We start from the raw sequence: 18,879 nt of genomic DNA on the forward strand, positions 1-18,879 counted from the left end.
TTGTCCCCTTACGAAACCGGTTAAAGCGAACTTCAACAGGCCTCGACCTAAGATTAATAACATTACGATTGCTTTCAACATAAACAACCGAAAAATATGATTGCTTTCACAAACTTTCGAATAACAACCAAAGACTTTCAAAACGATCTCGTTCACAGCCTGTCCGCGGCGCTCCGCCGCCCGCTGTCGGGCGTACGCACCACCGGAGAGCAGAGACAGACCCCGGCATATCCCGCCGCGGCGGCGGTCATGCCCTGTTTCTGCGCATCTGGCTGCACACTGTCATGGTAGCAAACGAAAACCATCTTCTTCGTTAAGTTACGCAAAAAATGAAATAAAAAACAAATAAAAGCGATCGGCGTAAAAACACACAACGACACCGAACCGAGGGGGGAAAAAACGCCTTAACCCGTCGCATTACGCGCGCTTTTCATCCCACATAACGCTTTGCCCGCTATTTATCCAAAGATCACCCCCGGAAAGCAAGCGTTAAATCCGCCACCCGCGGCGCGCTGGCGCCGCCAAACGGCCCGATACCGACGAGGATCCGACAATACCTTTCGAATACCTTCGCGATAATGCGAAAGTAAAAACAATCAGATATCGGCAATAACACAGAAAAAGAAAAGGAAGGAAAAGCGAGAAGATCGACGGGGCGACGACGGCGCCCCGCCGCGGTCAACGACGCAGCAGACGCCGCGCGCCGAGGATCAGCGAGACGAGAAGCCCCCCCAGCAGGATACCGAACAGCATGTTCAGCAGCGACGGCCCGATGCCGCCCAGCAGCATCCCAACGCTGGGCAGCCCAACGGCGGACTGACTCAGGGCCGCGATGCCGTGATGCAGCCAGGGCAGTCCGTGTACCACGATGCCGCCCCCCACCATAAACATGGCGGCCGTTCCGGCCACCGACAGCAGGCGCATCAGCCAGGGGGCGGCATTCAGCAGCGCCCGCCCCAGGCTGCGCGCCAGCCTACCCGGGCGGGCGCTCAGCCACAGCCCGGCGTCATCCAGCTTCACGATCAGCGCCACCAGGCCATACACGCCCAGGGTCATCACCAGCGCGATGCCGCACAGCACCAGCACCTGCTGCACAAACGTCGCGCTGGCGACCGTACCCAGCGTAATCGCCACGATCTCAGCGGAAAGAATGAAGTCGGTGCGGATAGCTCCCTTCACCTTCTCGCGCTCATAGGCCTGCATATCGTCCGGCAGCGCCGGCTCGGCGTGCTGCGGCGCCTGCCCACGCTGCAGCCATTGATGGGCCAGCTTCTCTGCACCTTCGTAGCACAAAAATGCGCCGCCCAGCATCAGCAGCGGCGTAATCAGCCAGGGCGCCAGGGCGCTGATCAGCAGGGCCAGCGGCACCAGGATCGCCTTGTTCAGCAGGGAGCCGCGCGCCACCGCCCACACCACCGGCAGCTCACGATCGGCGTTGACGCCGCTCACCTGCTGCGCATTGAGCGCCAGATCGTCACCCAGTACCCCGGCGGTCTTGCGCGCCGCCATCTTACTCATCAACGCCACATCATCCAGCAGTGAGGCGATATCATCAATCAGGGTCAATAAACTGCTGCCGGCCACCGTCACTATCCTTTCAATAATATTAACGTGCTCATCATAAGCCGCCGCCGCAAAAAAGTCGTGCGCCAACCGGCGCACGCAGACAGCATTCCACTCACCGCCCCGCCAGCGGGGCGGTAAATATCAGTTTTCGGCCAGACGCTGGCCCAGGTTTTTCTGCTGCTTATAGCTCAGCGCCGCCGCCGGAACCGGGGCGGACTTCCCCGTCAGCATCCATTCGCGCAGCCGATTGGCATCGGCGAAGTGGGTATACTTGCCAAAGGCATCCAATACCACCAGCGCCACCGGGCGACCGCCGATCACCGTCCGCATCGCCAGGCAGTGCCCCGCCTGGTTGGTAAAGCCAGTCTTGGTCATCTGGATATTCCACTTGTCATTGCGCAGCAGGTGGTTGGTGTTGTTAAAGGTTTCCGTATAGGTCGGATGGGCAAAGGTGACGCTCTTGGTCTCCGTGGTGCTCAGCTCGCCGATCAGCGGATAGCCTTTCGCCGCCTGCAGCAGTTTGACCAGATCGCGGGCGCTCGACACGTTGTTCGGCGACAGCCCGGTGGGCTCCACGTAATGCGTGCGGGTCATCCCCAGCGCCCGGGCCTTGGCGTTCATCGCCCGGATAAACGCGTCGTAGCCGCCGGGATAGTGATGCGCCAGCGTCGCGGCGGCGCGGTTCTCCGACGACATCAGCGCCAGCAGCAGCATTTGACGCCGGGTCAGCTCGCTACCCACCCGCACCCGGGAAAAGACGCCCTTCAGCTCTTTGGTACGGTGAATGTCGACCGCGATAACCTCATCCAGATTGGGGTGCGCATCCAGCGTCACCATCGCCGTCATCAGCTTGGTTATCGAGGCGATCGGCACCTGCACATCGGGGTGGCTGGCATAGATCACCTGGTGATTATTCATATCCACCACCATCGCACTGCCCGAGGCCAGCGCCAGCGGCGCACGCGGCGCGGCGGCGGCGATCGGCTCGCGTGCCTGAGCGGCCGGCAGCGCGCTGATGCCGCCGCCCAGAATCAACAGACTTAACAGGGAATAACGGAGTTTAACAGCCATGTTTCTTCATTAATCTCACAAGGAATGGACCCGGTATACGCCGGGAAGCCCGCCGCACTGATGACCGACAGCGGTCCACGGGCAGGAGTACGGAGCCAAACGTCATACCCATCATGCGTTTACGCCCCTCAGCACCCTTCGTCCGCTCAGACGGCGCCGCGTGACGGAGCGTGCGGCACACAGCCTAATCGCTCGCTCGAAAGGCAGCAAAAATAAAAATGTTTCCGTATGTGAATCGCCGGGCGGCGGCGACGGCGCGAAATATCGCCGCGCGACGGCGCGAAAAAACACACGAAAGGATGCCATTGACTATAGTTGTTTTATCAGAGGGATACCCGGAAAAAACGCCCTGCGCTGCCCGCGCGGCGGCGCCGGGATAATAACCTAACGCGGAGAGTGGACTATGGGGCTAAAAGATACCCTGCTGGCGCTGTTGGTGGTGGCGATCTGGGGCGTGGGATTCGTGGTGATGCAGACGGGGCTGCAGCATTTGCCGCCGCTGCTGCTGGGCGGTCTACGCTGCCTGCTGCTGGCGCTGCCGGCGGTATTTCTGCTGCCGCGCCCGGCGCTGCCCGCCCATACGCTGATCCTGTATGGACTGCTGATCGGCTTCGGTCAGTTCGCCTTCCTCTTTTTTGCCCTGCAGGGCGGCCTCAGCGCGGGCGTGGCGGCGATGCTGCTGCAGCTGCAGCTGCTGTTCACGCTGCTGCTTGGCGCCCTGCTGTTTGGCGAGCGCATCCGCACCAGCCAAATTATCGCCCTGCTGTTTGTCCTCACCGGTCTGGCGCTGCTGCTGCATCCGGGTCTGACGGGGCTACCGCTGTCGCGCGGGGTCATCCTGCTCGCGCTGGGGGCGGCCCTCTGTCTGGCGCTGGGTAATCTGATTCAGCGCCTGCGCATCCGCGACAACATTCAGGGCTCTCTGCCGGCGCTGATCGCCTGGGCGGCACTGGCGCCCATTATTCCCTTCTTCCTGGCCGCCTGGCTGTTTAACGGCGCCCAGGCCACCCTGACCTCTCTGCGCACGCTGGACTTCAGCGCGCTGCTGGCGCTGATCTATCTGGCCTATATCGCCACCCATCTGGCCTATGCCATCTGGGGGCGATTGCTGCTGCGCAACCGGGCAACGCACCTGATGCCCTTTACCCTGCTGATCCCGCTGGTGGCGCTGGGAGCCGATCTGCTCACCTACGGCGATCGCCTCAGCCCTGCCCAGCTCTATAGCCTGCTGCTGATCCTGCTGGGGCTGGCGCTGGCGGTGCTGGGCAACCGCCTGGTGGATTTCCGCCTGGTGCGCCATTAGCGCTGGTGCCTCTCCCCTACGGCGGCGCGCCGGAAAAACCGCGCGCCGCCGCGATTACCGGGGGATTCCGGGCCGCAAAAATGGCCGGCGTCAGACGTCAAGGACGCCATGAGCAATGCCTGGTGCCAGCCTATTTATCTATGCTGCACAGTGCAAATATCCAGGGCAGGCGGGTAAAGGTACTCCCGCGGGACGTCTTGAAACGCCAACCATCCCCCCGTTGACAGGCCCCCATATCGTCCCAGCCCCCTTTATCCCTACGTTTCCCGGTATGTTTTGCTCCGCGCTTTCCCGCTATGATGCCCGGCCAGACTCTTTAACAACGAAGCACGACATCATGAACGCAATGCGCGACTGGCTGGAGCGGCGCCAGATTACCCTCTATTTTTCTGTCATCCTGCTGGCCGCGCTGCTGGCCTATACCGCTCCCGTCGCCGGTGAACGGCTCAGCGCCGCCATCACCCCCGCGCTGGCGCTGATGCTGTATGCCACCTTCCTGCAGATGCCCTTCGCGGAGCTGCGGCGCGCCTTACGCCACCCGCGGTTTTTGCTGCCGCTGTTCCTGACCCAGTTTCTGTTGATGCCGGCGCTGGTCGCCCTGCTGCTCCCCTTTCTGCCGCCCGATCCCCTGCTGCGGCTCGGCGTACTGCTGGTGCTGCTCTCGCCCTGCATCGACTATGTGGTGACATTCGCCCAGCTCGGACGCGCCGATGCGCGCCTGCTGCTCGCCGCGACGCCGCTGCTGCTGCTGGTGCAAGCGCTGCTACTCCCGCTCTATCTGCACCTGTTTCTCGGTGAGCTGGCGGCAGACGTGGTCCGTCCGGCGCCGTTTATTGCGGCGTTTATCGGGTTAATCGTGCTGCCGCTGGGCTTGGCGGCGCTGACCCAGCGGGTATGCCGCCGCCGCCGCTACGGGCAGGCCATTGCCGGGGGACTCTCGCTGCTGCCGGTGCCCTCTACCGCCCTGGTCCTGGGGATCATCGTCGCCGCGACCCTGCCGCCGCTCCGTGAATCCATCACGCTGGTCTGGCGCGTGATACCGCTCTACCTGGTCTTCGCTGTCGTCGCGCCGCTGATAGGCTGGACGGTGGCGCGGCTGTTCCGCCTTGAGGCGCCGGCCGGGCGGGCGCTCGCCTTCAGCGCGGCGACCCGTAATTCGCTGGTGGTGCTGCCGCTGGCGCTCGCCGTCCCCGGCGCGATTCCGCTGCTTCCGGCGGTGATCGTGGCCCAGACGATCGTCGAACTGGCGAGTGAGCTGATGTATATTCGGTGGATACCGCGCCTGGGGGCGCGGAGCAAAGACGCGGGGAGGACGACCTGATGCCTCACCCCGCTATTGGGTGGACTCCAGCGCGCCGATGGCCACCGCGATCGCGCGGCTATCCATCAGCGGACGAACCTGACGGAACAGGGCGTCGGCCTGGGGGTACTCCTTACGAAGGTAGCTCAGCCACTGCTTGATGCGCGCCACGTGATACAGCCCGGTATCCCCCTGCTTCTCCAGCCGGGCGTAGCGCTGCAGCAGCGTGACCACCTGCGGCCACGGCATCTTCGGCGCATTCTCTTTGATAACCCGGCTCAGGTTGGGGATATTCAGCGCGCCGCGCCCGATCATCAGCGCATCGCACCCGGTCTGCGCCAGACACGCCTGGGCACTGGCGTAGTCCCAGATCTCGCCGTTGGCGATCACCGGGATCCGCAGGCGGCGACGGATCTCGCCGATCGCCGCCCAGTTGATCCGATCGGCGCGGTAGCCATCCTCTTTGGTGCGACCGTGCACCACCAGCTCCGTCGCCCCGCCCTGCTGCACCGCATCGGCGATTTCAACACGCTGGCTGTCGCACGCCCAGCCCAGACGCACCTTCACCGTCAGCGGCAGGTGCGCCGGTATCGCCTGACGCATCGCCTGCACTCCGGCGTAAATCAGCGCCGGATCTTTTAAGAGCGTAGCGCCGCCGCCGCTGCCGTTAACCGCCTTCGAAGGGCAGCCGCAGTTGAAGTCCACCCCCGGCGAGCCCAGCGTCACCGCGCGCAGGGCGTTCTCCGCCAGCCAGTGCGGCGACTGTCCCAGCAGCTGAATGCGCACGGGCGTGCCGCTCAGGGTCTGACTGCGGCGGTGCAGCTCCGGGCACAGGCGGTAGAACACTCTCTCCGGCAGCAGCCTGTCCACCACCCGCACAAACTCGGTGATGCACAGATCGTAGTCGTTCACCTCGCTGAGCAGCTCGCGCACCAGGGCATCCAGCACCCCCTCCATCGGCGCCAGCAGCACCCGTTTCACTTTCAGCATCGCGTTATCCTTAGACTCTCCCCTCACGCCATGCGTGACCGGCGCAGAGAGTACTGCGTTCCCCGCCGGTCCGCAACGGGGCTTCACGCGTCGCCGTCGCGCCGCCGCCAGCCGTCCCAGGGGGTATCCGCGGGGGGCGTCTCTGACTGCAGGGAATCCAGATACAGCGCTTCAACCTTGGCGCGGGCCCAGGGGGTCCGACGCAGAAACTTCAGGCTGGATTTAATGCTGGGATCGCTCAAAAAGCAGTTGATGGCGATGCGGCGGCCGAGCTCCGGCCAGCCGTAGCGCGTGACCAGCGCCGTCAGCAGGGCTTCCAGGGTGATCCCGTGCAGGGGATCGCGTGATGGGTTCATAGTGTTTCCGCTTGGCATAACAGGGGGGCTTACCCTAACGGCACTCGGGCCGCCGGGCAAGCAAAAGCTGCGCCCCTAGGGCGCATTCTTAAACTGCTCGCGCAGAATGTGGATCTCGTCGCGCAGCGCGGCGGCCTGCTCAAACTCCAGGTTCTGAGCATGCTGGTACATCTGCGTCTCCAGACGCTGGATCTGCTGCTCGATCTGCTTCGCCGACAGATCGCGGTAGTCCGTACGCGGCTCTGCCGCACGCTGTCCGCGCGTCCCTTTGGCCCGGCTGCGCGACGGCGCGTCGCCCAGCTGCAGGATATCCGTGACCTTCTTGTTCAGCGCCTGCGGCGTGATGCCGTGCGCCAGGTTAAAGGCCTGCTGGCGCTCGCGGCGGCGCTCTGTCTCTCCGATCGCCCGCGCCATCGACGGGGTCATTTTGTCGGCATAGAGGATCGCCTTGCCGTTCAGGTTACGCGCCGCTCGGCCGATGGTCTGAATCAGCGAACGCTCCGAGCGCAGGAAGCCCTCCTTGTCCGCGTCCAGAATCGCCACCAGCGACACCTCCGGCATATCCAGCCCCTCGCGCAGCAGGTTGATCCCCACCAGCGCGTCAAACTCGCCCAGGCGCAGATCGCGGATGATCTCCATGCGCTCGACGGTGTCGATATCGGAGTGCAGATAGCGCACGCGCACGCCGTGCTCCTCCAGATACTCGGTCAAATCTTCGGCCATCCGCTTGGTCAGGGTGGTCACCAACACCCGCTCGCCGATGGCGGCGCGCTGATTGATCTCCGACAGCAGGTCGTCCACCTGGGTCGCCACCGGGCGCACCTCGATCAGCGGATCGAGCAGCCCCGTCGGGCGCACCACCTGATCGATCACCTCGTCGCCCGACTTCTCCAGCTCGTAGTTACCCGGGGTCGCCGACACATAGATGGTCTGCGGCGCCAGCGCCTCGAACTCCTCAAAGCGCAGCGGGCGGTTATCCAGCGCCGACGGCAGGCGAAAGCCATACTCCACCAGCGTCTCTTTCCGCGCCCGGTCGCCGCGGTACATTCCGCCGATCTGCGGGATGGTGACATGGGACTCATCGATCACCAGCAGGCCGTCCGCTGGCAGGTAGTCAAACAGGGTCGGCGGCGGCTCACCGGGCCCGCGCCCGGAGAGATAGCGGGAGTAGTTTTCGATCCCCGAGCAGTAGCCCAGCTCGTTCATCATCTCCAGATCGAACTGGGTGCGCTGGGCCAGACGCTGCTCTTCCAGCAGCTTGTTATTGGCCAGCAGCGACTGACGGCGCGTCGCCAGCTCGGCGTGGATCTCCTCCATCGCCTGCAGGATGCGTTCGCGCGGGGTCACATAGTGGGTCTTTGGGTAGACGGTAAAGCGCGGCACCGTGCGCAGCAGCTGCCCGGTGAGGGGATCGAACAGCGACAGGCGTTCCACCTCGTCATCAAACAGCTCCACCCGCAGCGCCTCGTCGTCGGCCTCCGCCGGGAAGATGTCGATCACCTCGCCGCGCACCCGAAAAGTCCCGCGCGCAAACGCCTGATCGTTCCGGGCATACTGCAGCTCGGAGAGGCGGCGCAGAATGCTGCGCTGATCGATCAGCATCCCCTGGGTCAGGTGCAGCATCATCTTCAGGTACAGATCGGGATCGCCCAGGCCGTAAATCGCGGAGACCGAGGCGACGACCACCACGTCGCGCCGCTCCAGCAGCGCCTTGGTGGCCGACAGGCGCATCTGTTCAATGTGCTCGTTGACCGACGCGTCCTTTTCGATAAAGGTATCCGAGCTGGGCACATAGGCTTCCGGCTGATAGTAGTCGTAGTAGGAGACAAAGTACTCCACCGCATTTTCCGGGAAGAACTGCTTCATCTCCCCGTACAGCTGGGCGGCCAGCGTCTTGTTGGGCGCCATCACCATGGTTGGCCGGTTAAGATCGGCGATCACGTTGGCGATGGTAAACGTCTTGCCCGAGCCGGTCACCCCCAGCAGGGTCTGATGCGCCAGCCCATCCTCTAACCCCGCTTCCAGACGGCGGATAGCCTCTGGCTGATCGCCGGAGGGCTGAAAGGCGGAATGCAGTTTGAAGGCTTTGCTCATGACTCACTACCCCATTACGCGGCGGCGACCCGCCGGCAGATGAACCGCGCTGCGCTGCGCCGGATTATTGTGTGAACCGGTTATATTACTGGATATTTACCCAGCTTAAAATACCCGCACACGGACGGCGCCCGCGCGTTCACATCCGTTTCACAATTTTCACCGCAGAGTGACATTTATCCCCATTTCATCCCCCGACGGCTCACCCTGTCAACGATGCGCTTGTCAAGGGGGCCTCCCCGCGGCATGGCAAAACCCATACACGCCTTGATTTTAATTAATTCATTGATAATTAAATAAATTAACATAAGGACGATAATCCGAGCGGGTTAAGGGCGAACCGCGCGGGCTCTGGCTTCGCCCCGGTTTTCTAAGCCTAATGCACAAGGTTATCCACAGGAATAGTGGATAAGTTGCCGCACCCCGCCCGGCAGCGGCACCGCGGCGGGGGCAAAAATTTTTTTCCGCGCCGGCGCGGCCGCATTATTAAGCGATTTTTCAAGTCTTAATTCAAAAAACAACCCGTAATTGTGATAATAGGAGGAAGCTCCCCCCGCCGACACCGTCACGGGAGAAGGCAGGTCAGATCCAGGTAGGCCGCCCGATCGCGGCTCTCCTCGCCGGGGCTAAAGGGGATCTCGCCCAAACAGGGCGCTGGCAGCAGCGCATGGAGCGCCGTCAAATATTCGGCGTGGCGCGCCCCCGGTGCCTGTATCTGATTCGCCACCCAGCCCGCCAGCCTCACGCCGGCGCCGACGATGGCGCGCGCGCTCAGCAGGGCATGGTTAATGCAGCCCAGCTTAACCCCCACGACCAGGATCACCGGCAGCTGCTCCGCGACCACCCAGCGCTCAAAACTATACGCCAGGCTCAGGGGGGTGAGCCAGCCGCCGGCCCCCTCCACCACCACCCACTGCGCCTGACGCTGCAGATCGTGCAGCCCGGCGCTGAGGCGCCGCGGATCGATGGGGATCCCCTGCTCGGCGCTGACAATGTGCGGCGAAGTCGGCTCGGCGAAGGCGTAAGGATTCACCTGCTCATAGCGCAGGGGCAGGCTGGAGGCTGCCTGCAGCGCCAGCGCATCGTCGTTATACAGTCGACCCTCACGCAGCGCGCTGCCGGAGGCCACCGGTTTATAGCCCGCGCAGCGCAGCCCGCGGCGAGCCGCCGCCTGCAGCAGCGCGGCGCTGACCACGGTTTTTCCCACGTCGGTATCGGTACCGGTCACAAACCAGCGCTGTACATCGCTATTCACGGATCAGTTCTCCTATGACCAATTGATAACTCAGCGTCACCCCCTGCGCGTCGCGCGGATAGGCCTGCGCCAGCCGGGCCAGGCGCTGCCGCCCGCTCAGCCCCGCCTGCCGACCGTCGTGAAGATGGGTCGCGCCAATGCCCTTCAGAGAGCGCATCAGCGCCAGCACATCGGGGAAATGACAGCGCTCCAGGCTCGGCGTCAGACGGTGGCGATAGGGTGCACAGGCCGCGGCGATCTGCGCGACGGAGAGGAACCGGTTCACGTGCCGCCGCCCGTCGACCTGCCGCCAGGCGCGATCCAGCTCGCCCAGCGAGCCATCGGCCAGGGTAGCGAACAGCACCCGCCCGCCGGGGCGGGTCACCCGCATCAGCTCGGCCAGCGCCTGCGGCAGCGAGGCGCACCACTGGATAGCCAGATTGCAGAAGCAGAGATCCATCGACGCCGTCGCCAGCGGCAGGCGCTCCATATCCGCCAGCAGATAGTGCTGCGCGCTCCGCTGACGCTGCGCCTGCGCCAGCATCCCCGGCGCCAGATCCAGCGCCGTCACCCGATACGTCAGCGCCGTCAGGCGACGGCTGAAGTAGCCGGTGCCACAGCCCACGTCCAGGGCATCCCGTCCGCCGTCGGCGGGCAGACACGCCAGCAGCCGCTCGCCGCTCAGGCGCTGAAACGCGGCCGCATCGTCATAGCTGTGCGCGGCGCGGCTAAAGGCGTCGGCCACGGCGGGCTTATCGACGGCGTCACAGAGCAACGTCATGCAGCGCCTCCAGCAGTCGGTCGAGATCCTGCGGCTGATGCGCCGCGCTCAGGGTGATGCGCAGGCGCGCGCTGCCGGGCGGCACGGTGGGGGGGCGCATGGCGCAGACCCACAGACCACGCTGGCGCAGGCGCTGTGCCAGCGTCAGCGCCGCCTGATTATCCCCGACGATCAGCGGCTGAATGGCGCTGTCGGACGCCGCCAGGCCGAGCTCACCACCCGCCAGCGCCCGGCGCAGCCGCGCCACATGCTGCGCCAACCGCGCCCGCGGCGCATCGGCGGCGCGCACCACCTGCAGCGCCGCCTGCAGCGCACAGGCCTGCGCCGGCGGCATGCTGGTGCTGTAGATCAGATGACGGGCAAACTGCAGCAGGTATTCCGCCGTCGCCTCGCCGCACAGCAGCGCCGCGCCGCCGATGCCAAAGGCCTTGCCGAAGGTGACGATCAGCAGATCGGGGCGCACCCCCTGCGCATCGCAGCTGCCGCGCCCCTCGCGCCCGCAGACCCCGATACCGTGGGCGTCGTCGACCATCAGCCAGGCGCCGTGGCGATCGCACTGCGCCCGCAGAGCGCTCAGCGGCGCGCTGTCGCCGTCCATACTGAAGACCCCTTCGGTCACCACCAGCGTCTCCCCCTCGCAGGGGGCCGCCAGCAGGGCCGCCAGCCCGTCGGGCTGATTATGCGGAAAGCGGCGCAGCGACGATGGCGCCAGCATCGCCGCCTCCATCAGCGAGGCGTGGCTCAGCCGATCCGCCAGCACCCGATCCTGACGTTGCATCAACGCCAGGATCAGCGCCTGATTGGCGGCGAAGCCGGAGATAAACAGCAGCGCGCGCGGGTAGCCGAGCCACTCCGCCAGCGCATGCTCCAGCGCCGCGTGGGCCGTGGTTTGCCCGGTCACGTGCGCCGAACCGCCGGAGCCGGAGCCGTAGCGCGCCAACCCCTGCTGCCAGGCGGCGATCGGCGCCGGATGCTGGCTGAGCCCCAGGTAATCATTGGATGAAAAATTAATATAGCGCCGTCCCTCAACGACGATCTCTCGCCCGCCGGGCGCCTCGCGCACCGTTCGGCAGCGATAGGCATCGGCGGCGCGCCGCGCCGCCAGCGCCTGGGTAAACCGCGTAGACCAGCCCATCATCAGCGCGCCGCGTTATAAAACAGGTCGCCATCCGCGTGCAGCACCTGCTCCGCCAGCTGCTGCTGCTGCTGGTTATCGCCATAGGCCACCTGCGTTTGCTGGGGGTTCAGCCCCAGCTTGCGGAACAGCTGCAGATCGCGATCCTCTGCGGGATTCGGCGTCGTCAGCAGACGACAGCCGTAAAAGATGGCGTTGGCCCCGGCCATAAAGCACATCGCCTGGGTCTGCTCGTTCATCTGCTCGCGCCCGGCGGAGAGGCGGACATAGGCCGTGGGCATCATGATGCGCGCCGCCGCGATGGTGCGGATAAAGTCGAAGGGATCAACGTCCGGGGCTTCCGCCAGCGGCGTGCCCGCCACCTTCACCAGCATGTTGATCGGCACGCTTTCCGGCGGCGTCGGCAGATTGGCCAGCTCCACCAGCAGGGCCGCCCGATCGCCTACCGCCTCACCCAGCCCGACAATCCCACCGGAGCAGACCTTGATCCCCGCCTCCCGCACCCGCGCCAGGGTATCCAGACGATCCTGATAGCGGCGGGTGGTGATGATATTGGCGTAATAGGCTGGTGAGGTGTCCAGATTGTGGTTGTAGTAGTCCAACCCCGCCTGCGCCAGACGCTGGGCCTGCTCGGCGTTCAGCGCCCCCAGGGTCATGCAGGTCTCCATGCCCAGCGCCTTGACCCCGCGCACCATCTGCTCCAGGTAGGGCATGTCGCGCTCGTGGGGATTTTTCCACGCCGCCCCCATGCAGAAACGGGTGGAGCCAGCGGCGCGCGCCCGACGCGCGGAGTCCAGCACCTGCTCTACCTCCATCAGTCGCTCCGCCGCCAGCCCCGTTTTATAGCGGGCGCTCTGCGGACAGTATTTACAGTCCTCTGGGCAGGCGCCGGTCTTAATCGACAGCAGGGTGCTCACCTGCACCTGACGCGGATCGAAGTGTTGACGGTGAACCTGCTGCGCCTGAAACATCAGCTCCAGCAGCGGTTGTTCAAACAGCGCCTGCGCCTGCGCCTGCGTCCAGCGCCCGGAATGCGGTATCTCTGCCACGGTGGCATCTCCCTTGTTCAGATCGGTAAAAGTGGGCTCAGTGTAGAACGGAGAAATACCATGTCAACCAAGTTATATGTGTAATGGTTTACAGATTGAAACCAACAAATCTCCACATATCGGCATGGAGCATGACGCAGCGGCGTTAACGCGCTAAACTGTAAACTCAAAAAACACAACAGGGTTTACCTAACGAGCGCCATGAACGCCAGCGACCTCGACTTTGACCGCCGCCATATCTGGCATCCCTATACTTCGATGAGCCAACCTCTGCCGGTGTACCCGGTCACGGCGGCGTCCGGCTGCGAGCTGCAGCTGGCGGATGGCCGACGTCTGGTGGACGGCATGTCCTCCTGGTGGGCCGCCATTCACGGCTATAATCACCCCCATCTGAATCAGGCCATCGCGCGTCAGATGGCGCAGATGGCCCACGTCATGTTCGGCGGCGTCACCCATCCCACGGCGGTCGCCCTGTGCCGAAAGCTGGTCGAGATGACCCCCCAGGCGCTGGAGTGCGTGTTTCTGGCCGACTCCGGCTCCGTTGCCGTCGAGGTGGCGCTGAAGATGGCGCTGCAGTACTGGCAGGCGCGCGGCGAACCGCGCCAGCGCTTTCTCACCCTGCGTCAGGGCTACCACGGCGACACCTTTGGCGCCATGTCGGTATGCGATCCGGATACCTCGATGCACAGCCTGTACCGCGGCTGCCTGCCGCAGCACCTGTTTGCCCCGGCGCCGCAGTGTGCTTTTGACGATGACTGGGATGAGGCAGACTTTGTCCCCTTCGCCCGCCTGCTGGCGGCCCATCATCGCGAGATTGCCGCCGTGATCCTGGAGCCCATCGTGCAGGGCGCCGGCGGCATGCGCTTCTATCATCCACGCTATCTGCAGCGGGTGCGGCAGGCCTGCAGCCGCCACGGCGTGCTGCTGATCGCCGATGAGATCGCCACCGGCTTTGGCCGCAGCGGGGCGCTGTTTGCCTGCGACCACGCCGAGGTGACCCCGGATATTCTGTGCCTGGGCAAGGCGCTGACCGGCGGCTACATGACGCTCTCCGCCACCCTGACCACCCGCAGCGTGGCCGACACCATCAGCAACGGCGAGGCGGGCTGCTTTATGCACGGGCCGACCTTTATGGGCAACCCGCTGGCCTGCGCCGCGGCGGTGGCCAGCCTGGAGCTGATCGCGCAGGGGCACTGGCGTAGCCAGGTCACCGCCATCGCGGCTCAGCTGCGCGCCGCCCTGCTGCCGCTCAGCGACCACCCGCGGGTACGTCAGGCCCGGGTGCTCGGCGCCATCGGGGTGCTGGAGACCCATCAGCCGGTCAATATGGCCGCCCTGCAGGCTTTCTTTGTCGAGCAGGGGGTGTGGATCCGTCCCTTCGGTCACCTGATCTACCTGATGCCGCCCTACCCGATCGCGACGGCGCAGCTGAGCCAGCTGTGTACCGCACTGGCGGCGGCGCTGGACCACCCCGACCACTTCCTGACGGCCTGAGAAGGGCCGACCAGCGCAGGATAACGGCTGTCGTCCGTCGGCCATCCGGTGTAACATTTGGCGCAGAATCCATTGATTTAAGGTATCGCCAATGCACTATCGCTTGATTGCCCTCGATCTGGACGGCACCCTGCTCAACGCGCGCAAACAGATCCTGCCGGAATCCCTGGCCGCGCTGGCCGAGGCGCGCGCCGCCGGGCTGGAGGTGATGATCGTCACCGGCCGTCACCACGTCGCCATCCATCCGTTTTATCAGGCCCTGCAGCTGGATACGCCGGCCATCTGCTGCAACGGCACCTACCTGTACGACTATCCCGCTCGGCGCGTACTGGCCGCCGATCCGCTGCGCCCCGAGCAGGCGCGGGCGGTGCTGGCGCGCCTGGAGCAGCAGCAGATCCATGGACTGATGTATGTGGATAACGCGATGCTCTACCAGCGGCCGACCGGCCACGTACTGCGCTCTCACGCCTGGGCGGAGTCTCTGCCGGCGGATCAGCGCCCGGTGCTGCAGCAGGTCGATAGCCTGCACGCTGCCGCCGAGCAGGTCGACGCTATCTGGAAGTTCGCGACCTCAGACGAGGACACCGAGCGCCTGCGCGACTTTGCCGCCGGCATCGAGCGCGATCTGGGGCTGGCCTGCGAATGGTCATGGCACGATCAGGTGGATGTGGCGCAGGCGGGAAACAGCAAGGGACGCCGCCTGGCCGAGTACGCCGCCGCGCGCGGCATCGCGATGGATCAGGTGGTCGCCTTTGGCGATAACTTTAATGATATCAGTATGCTGGAGTCTGCCGGCCTCGGCGTGGCCATGGGCAACAGCGCCGACGCCGTCAAGGCGCGCGCCGCGGAGATCATCGGCAGCAATGAGACCCCGGCCATCGCCGACTTCCTGCGCCGCCGCGTGCTGTCGTAATCATCGGGCGTCACGGCGCTCGCCGTGACGCCGCAGGCGGACCTATTGGTTGATGGACACGCTCTTAATCTGGGCGTACAGCCGCTGGCCCGGCGCCAGCCCCAGATCGTCGCGCGCCCAGGGGGTGATCCGCGCCCACAGGGTCTCCCCCTCCAGCGCCAGCTTCACGTCCACCTGCCCCTCCACCTCCAGCAGCTCGACCACGCTGACCGCCAGAATATTGCGGATGCTGCTGGCGCGCGGCACCTCCCGCACCAGCGAGACGTCCGCCGCGTTGATGCGCAGCCGCAGCCGATCGCCCGGCTCGCCCGCCTGACGGCTCACCCACAGGCACTGTGCGCCCAGCGCCAGGGCGCTCATCGCATAGTGCGGATGGTGGCGATCGAGGCGCACGTTGAGCACGCTGCTCGGCTCCTCCTTTTGCAGCCAGGGGCGCAGGGCGCTGCTGGCCCAGACCTCCTCTAGACGGCCAAAGGCGCGCATCTGCCCGCGATCCAGCAGCAGCACGTACTGCGCCAAACGCAGGATCTCCTCCATGCTGTGGCTGACGTACAGGATGGGCGTGCGCACATCGCGCGCCAGACGCTCCAGATAGGGCAGCAGCTCACGCTTACGCGGCAGATCCAGGGAGGCCAGCGGCTCATCCATCAGCAGCAGCTCCGGCGCGGTCAGCAGGGCGCGACCAATGGCCACCCGCTGCATCTCGCCGCCGGAGAGGGTGCGCGGGAAGCGATCCAGCAGCGCGTCGATGCCCAGCAGGCCGACGATATCGTCGAACTGCCCACGCATCTGCGCCGCCATGCCATAGGTCAGGTTGCCGCGCACCCGGTAGTGGGGAAACAGGCGCGCATCCTGGAACACATAGCCGATGCGCCGCTGCTCCGGCGGCAGGCAGATCCCGCGCTCGCAGTCCACCAGCGTACGCCCGTTGAGCACGATGCGCCCCTGCTGCGGGCGAGTCAGTCCGCCGATGGCGTTAATCAGCGAGGTCTTGCCCGCCCCGGACAGGCCGAAGATGGCGGTGATCCCCTCGCCCAGCAGATCGGCATCGACCCGCAGATCCAGATCGCCCAGGCGCTGGCGAAGCTCAATATGCAGCATCTCAGGCACCCCCCAACCGTTTCTGACTCCAGCGCGCCAGCCACTCGGAGAGCATCAGCGACAGCAGCGACAGCGCGATGGCGATCGCGCACAGCCGAGCCGCCTCCGATTCGGCGCCCGGCGTCTCGATCAGGGTATACATCGCCAGCGGGATGGTGCGCGTTTCACCGGGAATGTTGGATACGAAGGTAATGGTGGCGCCAAATTCGCCCAGCGAGCGGGCGAAGGCCAGCACCGTCCCGGCCAGAATGCCGGGAAACGACAGGGGCAGCGTGATGGTAAAAAAGACCCGCAGCGGGCTGGCGCCCAGCGTGCGCGCCGCCTGCTCCAGGCGCCGATCCACCGAGGCCAGCGCCAGACGGATGGCGCGCACCATCAGCGGAAAGGCCACCACCGCCGACGCCAGGGCGGCGCCGTGCCAGCTGAAGCTGAAGCTGAAGCCAAACCAGCTGTACAGCCAGGCGCCGATGACCCCCTTGCGCCCCATCGCCAGCAGCAGCAGGTAGCCGATGACCACCGGCGGCAGCACCAGCGGCAGGTGGATCACGCTGTCCAACAGCGACTTACCGGGGAACCGGTAGCGCACCAGCACCCAGGCGGTAGCAATGCCCAGCGGCAGACTGAAGATCACCGCGGTGCCCGCCACCTGCAGGCTGAGCACCACGGCCTCCCATTCGTAGGGACTGAGAAACATACTCACGGATTAACGCGGGGTGAAGCCGTAGCGGGTAAAGATCGTGGCCGCCTGCGGCCCCTTCAGATAATCGTAGAAGGCGTTGACCGCCGGGCTCTGTTTCCCCTTGACGATCGCCATCGGGTACTCCACCGGCTTATGGCTGTCCGCCGGGAAGACCCCAACCACCTTCACCTTTTTGCTGGCCACCGCGTCGGAGCCATACACGATCCCCAGCGGCGCCTCGCCGCGCTCAACCAGCGCCAGCGCCGCACGCACGTCGTTGGCCCGCGCCATCAGCGGCGATAGCGTCTCCCAGGCTCCCAGCGCCTGCAGCGACGCCTTGGCATAGATCCCCGCCGGCACGTGGTCCGGATCGCCCACCGCCAGACGGCCGCCGTCCAGCAGTTTTTTCCAGTGAGTCTGCGCATTAATGGTCATTTGACCCAGCTTACTGTCAGCCGGCGCCACCAGCACCAGCTGATTCCCCAGCAGGGTATAGCGGGTATCGGCCACCACGGCGTGTTTGTCGATGGCGTAGTCCATCCACTTCTGATCGGCGGAGATGAACAGATCGGCTGGCGCCCCCTGATCGATCTGACGCGCCAGCGTCGAGGAAGAGGCGAACGAGGTGACGATGCTCACCTGCTTGCCCTGCTGATACTGCGCCGCAATCTCCTGCAGCGCGTTGGTCAGGGAGGCGGCGGCAAAGACTGTCACCTTGTCTTCGGCCTGGGCGCCCTGGCAGACGCCGACGGCCAGTACGGCCCCCGCCAGTAATCTATTCCACGCTTTCATCACATCTCCCCGCTCATTCGGTTATATCGTTGTATAATCGATTATATGGCGTAAGCGCAGGCAAGGACACTGAAAAAAGCGCTAAATATGACGCCGTTAGCATTTAGGCGCCCGGGCGAGGCAGAGATATCCCTCGCCCGGCGGCGCACTTAGGCCGGACGAAAGCCATAGCGCTCACCCAGCGACGCCGCCACCCGTGTAAAGGCCGCCTCCACCGCGTCGGGAATGGCGACGTGGGCGATAAAATCGCGCCCGCGCGGCCCGTAGCCCCGCGCATCGTCGCGCAGGCGCGGGATCTCCCCCAGCAGCAGCGACATAAAGCGATCCAGCGTCCACAGGGGAGCGGGGGCTCCCGCGATCGTCACCCCGTCCACGCCGCGCTCCAGGCGGGGCACAAAGGTCGGCCAGCTGGCAAACTGCACCGTGGGGCAGTCCTGCCAGACCCGCTGAAAGGTAGCCAGCGTGCGGCGCTGCATCAGGGGGTCCTGAACCAACAGCAGGCGCGACGGCGTCGCCCCCTTCTCCTGCAGCAGCGCCCGGGCAAAGCGCGCGTTCTCTCCGCAGTTGGTCGACGCGCTCTCCAGCCAGATCTGCGACGGCGTCAGCAGCCCCTGACGGAGGGCCAACGCCGCCAGCAGCGGGGCTTCGGCCTGCCCCGCCGTCGCCAGCCCGCGGGCCGCCGGCGCATCGGCCAGCGCCTGGTACAGCAGCGGGGTGGAGTGGCCAATCCCGCCGGCGATCAGCAGCCGCGGCGCCACGCCGGCGCGTACGGCGTCAAAGCTGCGCCAGGCGGTCGGCAGCAGGGCGTTACCCAGCAGCACCAGCAGATCGGCGCTGCCGACGGCGGGCCGCTCTCCGGCGAACGCATCGCAGGCCAAAAAACGGGCGATCAGGTTGATATCATGCAGTTGGTCATCGGAAAACACGGCAGCCTCCGCGGCGGGTGGAAAGTGGCAGCGCCAGACAGCACATCGCCCGGTAAAACCGGGCGATGTCGGAATAACAGCGGCGCGATAGGCAC

At 65.2% G+C, this 18,879-nt stretch carries 17 protein-coding genes; 4 read left to right on the forward strand and 13 right to left on the reverse strand.

Annotated features, from left to right (window positions below):
• Positions 1-678: 678 nt before the first annotated feature.
• Entirely contained in the window at positions 679-1,584 is a 906-nt protein-coding gene (locus tag L1P05_RS12125) for a DUF808 domain-containing protein (RefSeq protein ID WP_034168606.1), read from the reverse strand.
• Positions 1,585-1,707: 123 nt separating this feature from the next.
• Complete coding sequence (pbpG, locus tag L1P05_RS12130) at positions 1,708-2,637, reverse strand: D-alanyl-D-alanine endopeptidase (protein ID WP_012849368.1); 930 nt, start codon at positions 2,635-2,637, stop codon at positions 1,708-1,710.
• Positions 2,638-3,040: 403 nt separating this feature from the next.
• On the opposite strand from pbpG, the gene L1P05_RS12135 reads away from it, so the two are divergent.
• Together L1P05_RS12135 and L1P05_RS12140 are read left to right on the forward strand one after the other, a co-directional pair.
• Positions 3,041-3,940 (forward strand): EamA family transporter, encoded by a 900-nt coding sequence (locus L1P05_RS12135; protein ID WP_012849370.1) that lies wholly within the window; start codon positions 3,041-3,043, stop codon positions 3,938-3,940.
• Between the two features lie 346 nt (positions 3,941-4,286).
• Positions 4,287-5,261, forward strand: coding sequence for a bile acid:sodium symporter (locus tag L1P05_RS12140; protein WP_012849371.1), 975 nt, complete (start codon positions 4,287-4,289; stop codon positions 5,259-5,261).
• A 12-nt stretch (positions 5,262-5,273) separates the two neighbouring features.
• Here the strand turns inward: L1P05_RS12140 and dusC are convergent, their stop codons facing one another.
• From dusC to bioB, 7 genes are all read right to left on the reverse strand, one after another.
• Positions 5,274-6,230 carry a tRNA dihydrouridine(16) synthase DusC gene (gene dusC / locus L1P05_RS12145; RefSeq protein WP_012849372.1) on the reverse strand — a complete coding sequence of 319 codons (957 nt, stop codon included), beginning with the start codon at positions 6,228-6,230 and terminating at the stop codon, positions 5,274-5,276.
• An 83-nt stretch (positions 6,231-6,313) separates the two neighbouring features.
• A complete protein-coding gene (locus L1P05_RS12150; RefSeq protein WP_012849373.1) occupies positions 6,314-6,586 on the reverse strand; it encodes a VF530 family protein in 273 nt (90 codons plus the stop codon).
• Between the two features lie 75 nt (positions 6,587-6,661).
• A complete protein-coding gene (gene uvrB, locus L1P05_RS12155) occupies positions 6,662-8,680 on the reverse strand; it encodes an excinuclease ABC subunit UvrB (RefSeq protein ID WP_012849374.1) in 2,019 nt (672 codons plus the stop codon).
• Between the two features lie 565 nt (positions 8,681-9,245).
• A complete protein-coding gene (bioD, locus tag L1P05_RS12160; protein ID WP_012849377.1) occupies positions 9,246-9,935 on the reverse strand; it encodes a dethiobiotin synthase in 690 nt (229 codons plus the stop codon).
• Positions 9,928-10,695, reverse strand: a complete 768-nt coding sequence (gene bioC, locus L1P05_RS12165; protein WP_012849378.1) for a malonyl-ACP O-methyltransferase BioC — start codon at positions 10,693-10,695, stop codon at positions 9,928-9,930. The genes bioD and bioC overlap by 8 nt, the downstream gene beginning before the upstream one ends.
• Positions 10,679-11,830, reverse strand: a complete 1,152-nt coding sequence (gene bioF / locus L1P05_RS12170; RefSeq protein ID WP_015462062.1) for an 8-amino-7-oxononanoate synthase — start codon at positions 11,828-11,830, stop codon at positions 10,679-10,681. The genes bioC and bioF overlap by 17 nt, the downstream gene beginning before the upstream one ends.
• 2 nt (positions 11,831-11,832) lie before the next feature.
• Positions 11,833-12,870: a biotin synthase BioB gene (gene bioB, locus L1P05_RS12175; RefSeq protein ID WP_181365863.1), complete on the reverse strand. Its 1,038-nt coding sequence runs from the start codon at positions 12,868-12,870 to the stop codon at positions 11,833-11,835.
• A gap of 210 nt (positions 12,871-13,080) precedes the next feature.
• Between bioB and bioA the strand changes: the two genes are divergently transcribed.
• Both bioA and L1P05_RS12185 read left to right on the forward strand, forming a co-directional pair.
• Entirely contained in the window at positions 13,081-14,373 is a 1,293-nt protein-coding gene (gene bioA / locus L1P05_RS12180) for an adenosylmethionine--8-amino-7-oxononanoate transaminase (RefSeq protein WP_012849382.1), read from the forward strand.
• Between the two features lie 91 nt (positions 14,374-14,464).
• Positions 14,465-15,286, forward strand: coding sequence for a pyridoxal phosphatase (locus L1P05_RS12185; RefSeq protein WP_012849383.1), 822 nt, complete (start codon positions 14,465-14,467; stop codon positions 15,284-15,286).
• Positions 15,287-15,328: 42 nt separating this feature from the next.
• Here L1P05_RS12185 and modC read toward each other — a convergent pair whose 3' ends face one another.
• From modC to L1P05_RS12205, 4 genes are all read right to left on the reverse strand, one after another.
• Complete coding sequence (gene modC / locus L1P05_RS12190; RefSeq protein ID WP_012849384.1) at positions 15,329-16,387, reverse strand: molybdenum ABC transporter ATP-binding protein ModC; 1,059 nt, start codon at positions 16,385-16,387, stop codon at positions 15,329-15,331.
• 1 nt (position 16,388) lies between these two features.
• Positions 16,389-17,081 carry a molybdate ABC transporter permease subunit gene (gene modB, locus L1P05_RS12195; RefSeq protein ID WP_012849385.1) on the reverse strand — a complete coding sequence of 231 codons (693 nt, stop codon included), beginning with the start codon at positions 17,079-17,081 and terminating at the stop codon, positions 16,389-16,391.
• Positions 17,082-17,090: 9 nt separating this feature from the next.
• A complete protein-coding gene (gene modA / locus L1P05_RS12200) occupies positions 17,091-17,858 on the reverse strand; it encodes a molybdate ABC transporter substrate-binding protein (protein WP_015462066.1) in 768 nt (255 codons plus the stop codon).
• Positions 17,859-18,007: 149 nt separating this feature from the next.
• On the reverse strand, positions 18,008-18,784 hold the full coding sequence (locus L1P05_RS12205) for a YdcF family protein (protein WP_012849387.1): 777 nt from the start codon (positions 18,782-18,784) through the stop codon (positions 18,008-18,010).
• Positions 18,785-18,879: the final 95 nt, after the last annotated feature.

The organism is Edwardsiella piscicida (genome assembly GCF_021733145.1).
In the GTDB taxonomy this organism is placed as follows: Bacteria; Pseudomonadota; Gammaproteobacteria; order Enterobacterales; family Enterobacteriaceae; genus Edwardsiella; species Edwardsiella piscicida.

Excerpts from the sequence above, each read along its gene's own strand:
- L1P05_RS12185 (WP_012849383.1), top strand. The coding sequence starts at position 14,465 with ATGCACTATCGCTTGATTGCCCTCGATCTGGACGGCACCCTGCTCAAC.
- bioF (WP_015462062.1), bottom strand. The coding sequence starts at position 11,830 with ATGGGCTGGTCTACGCGGTTTACCCAGGCGCTGGCGGCGCGGCGCGCC.
- uvrB (WP_012849374.1), bottom strand. The coding sequence starts at position 8,680 with ATGAGCAAAGCCTTCAAACTGCATTCCGCCTTTCAGCCCTCCGGCGAT.
- modC (WP_012849384.1), bottom strand. The coding sequence starts at position 16,387 with ATGCTGCATATTGAGCTTCGCCAGCGCCTGGGCGATCTGGATCTGCGG.
- modA (WP_015462066.1), bottom strand. The coding sequence starts at position 17,858 with ATGAAAGCGTGGAATAGATTACTGGCGGGGGCCGTACTGGCCGTCGGC.
- dusC (WP_012849372.1), bottom strand. The coding sequence starts at position 6,230 with ATGCTGAAAGTGAAACGGGTGCTGCTGGCGCCGATGGAGGGGGTGCTG.
- L1P05_RS12150 (WP_012849373.1), bottom strand. The coding sequence starts at position 6,586 with ATGAACCCATCACGCGATCCCCTGCACGGGATCACCCTGGAAGCCCTG.
- pbpG (WP_012849368.1), bottom strand. The coding sequence starts at position 2,637 with ATGGCTGTTAAACTCCGTTATTCCCTGTTAAGTCTGTTGATTCTGGGC.
- bioA (WP_012849382.1), top strand. The coding sequence starts at position 13,081 with ATGAACGCCAGCGACCTCGACTTTGACCGCCGCCATATCTGGCATCCC.
- bioC (WP_012849378.1), bottom strand. The coding sequence starts at position 10,695 with ATGACGTTGCTCTGTGACGCCGTCGATAAGCCCGCCGTGGCCGACGCC.
- modB (WP_012849385.1), bottom strand. The coding sequence starts at position 17,081 with ATGTTTCTCAGTCCCTACGAATGGGAGGCCGTGGTGCTCAGCCTGCAG.
- L1P05_RS12140 (WP_012849371.1), top strand. The coding sequence starts at position 4,287 with ATGCGCGACTGGCTGGAGCGGCGCCAGATTACCCTCTATTTTTCTGTC.
- L1P05_RS12135 (WP_012849370.1), top strand. The coding sequence starts at position 3,041 with ATGGGGCTAAAAGATACCCTGCTGGCGCTGTTGGTGGTGGCGATCTGG.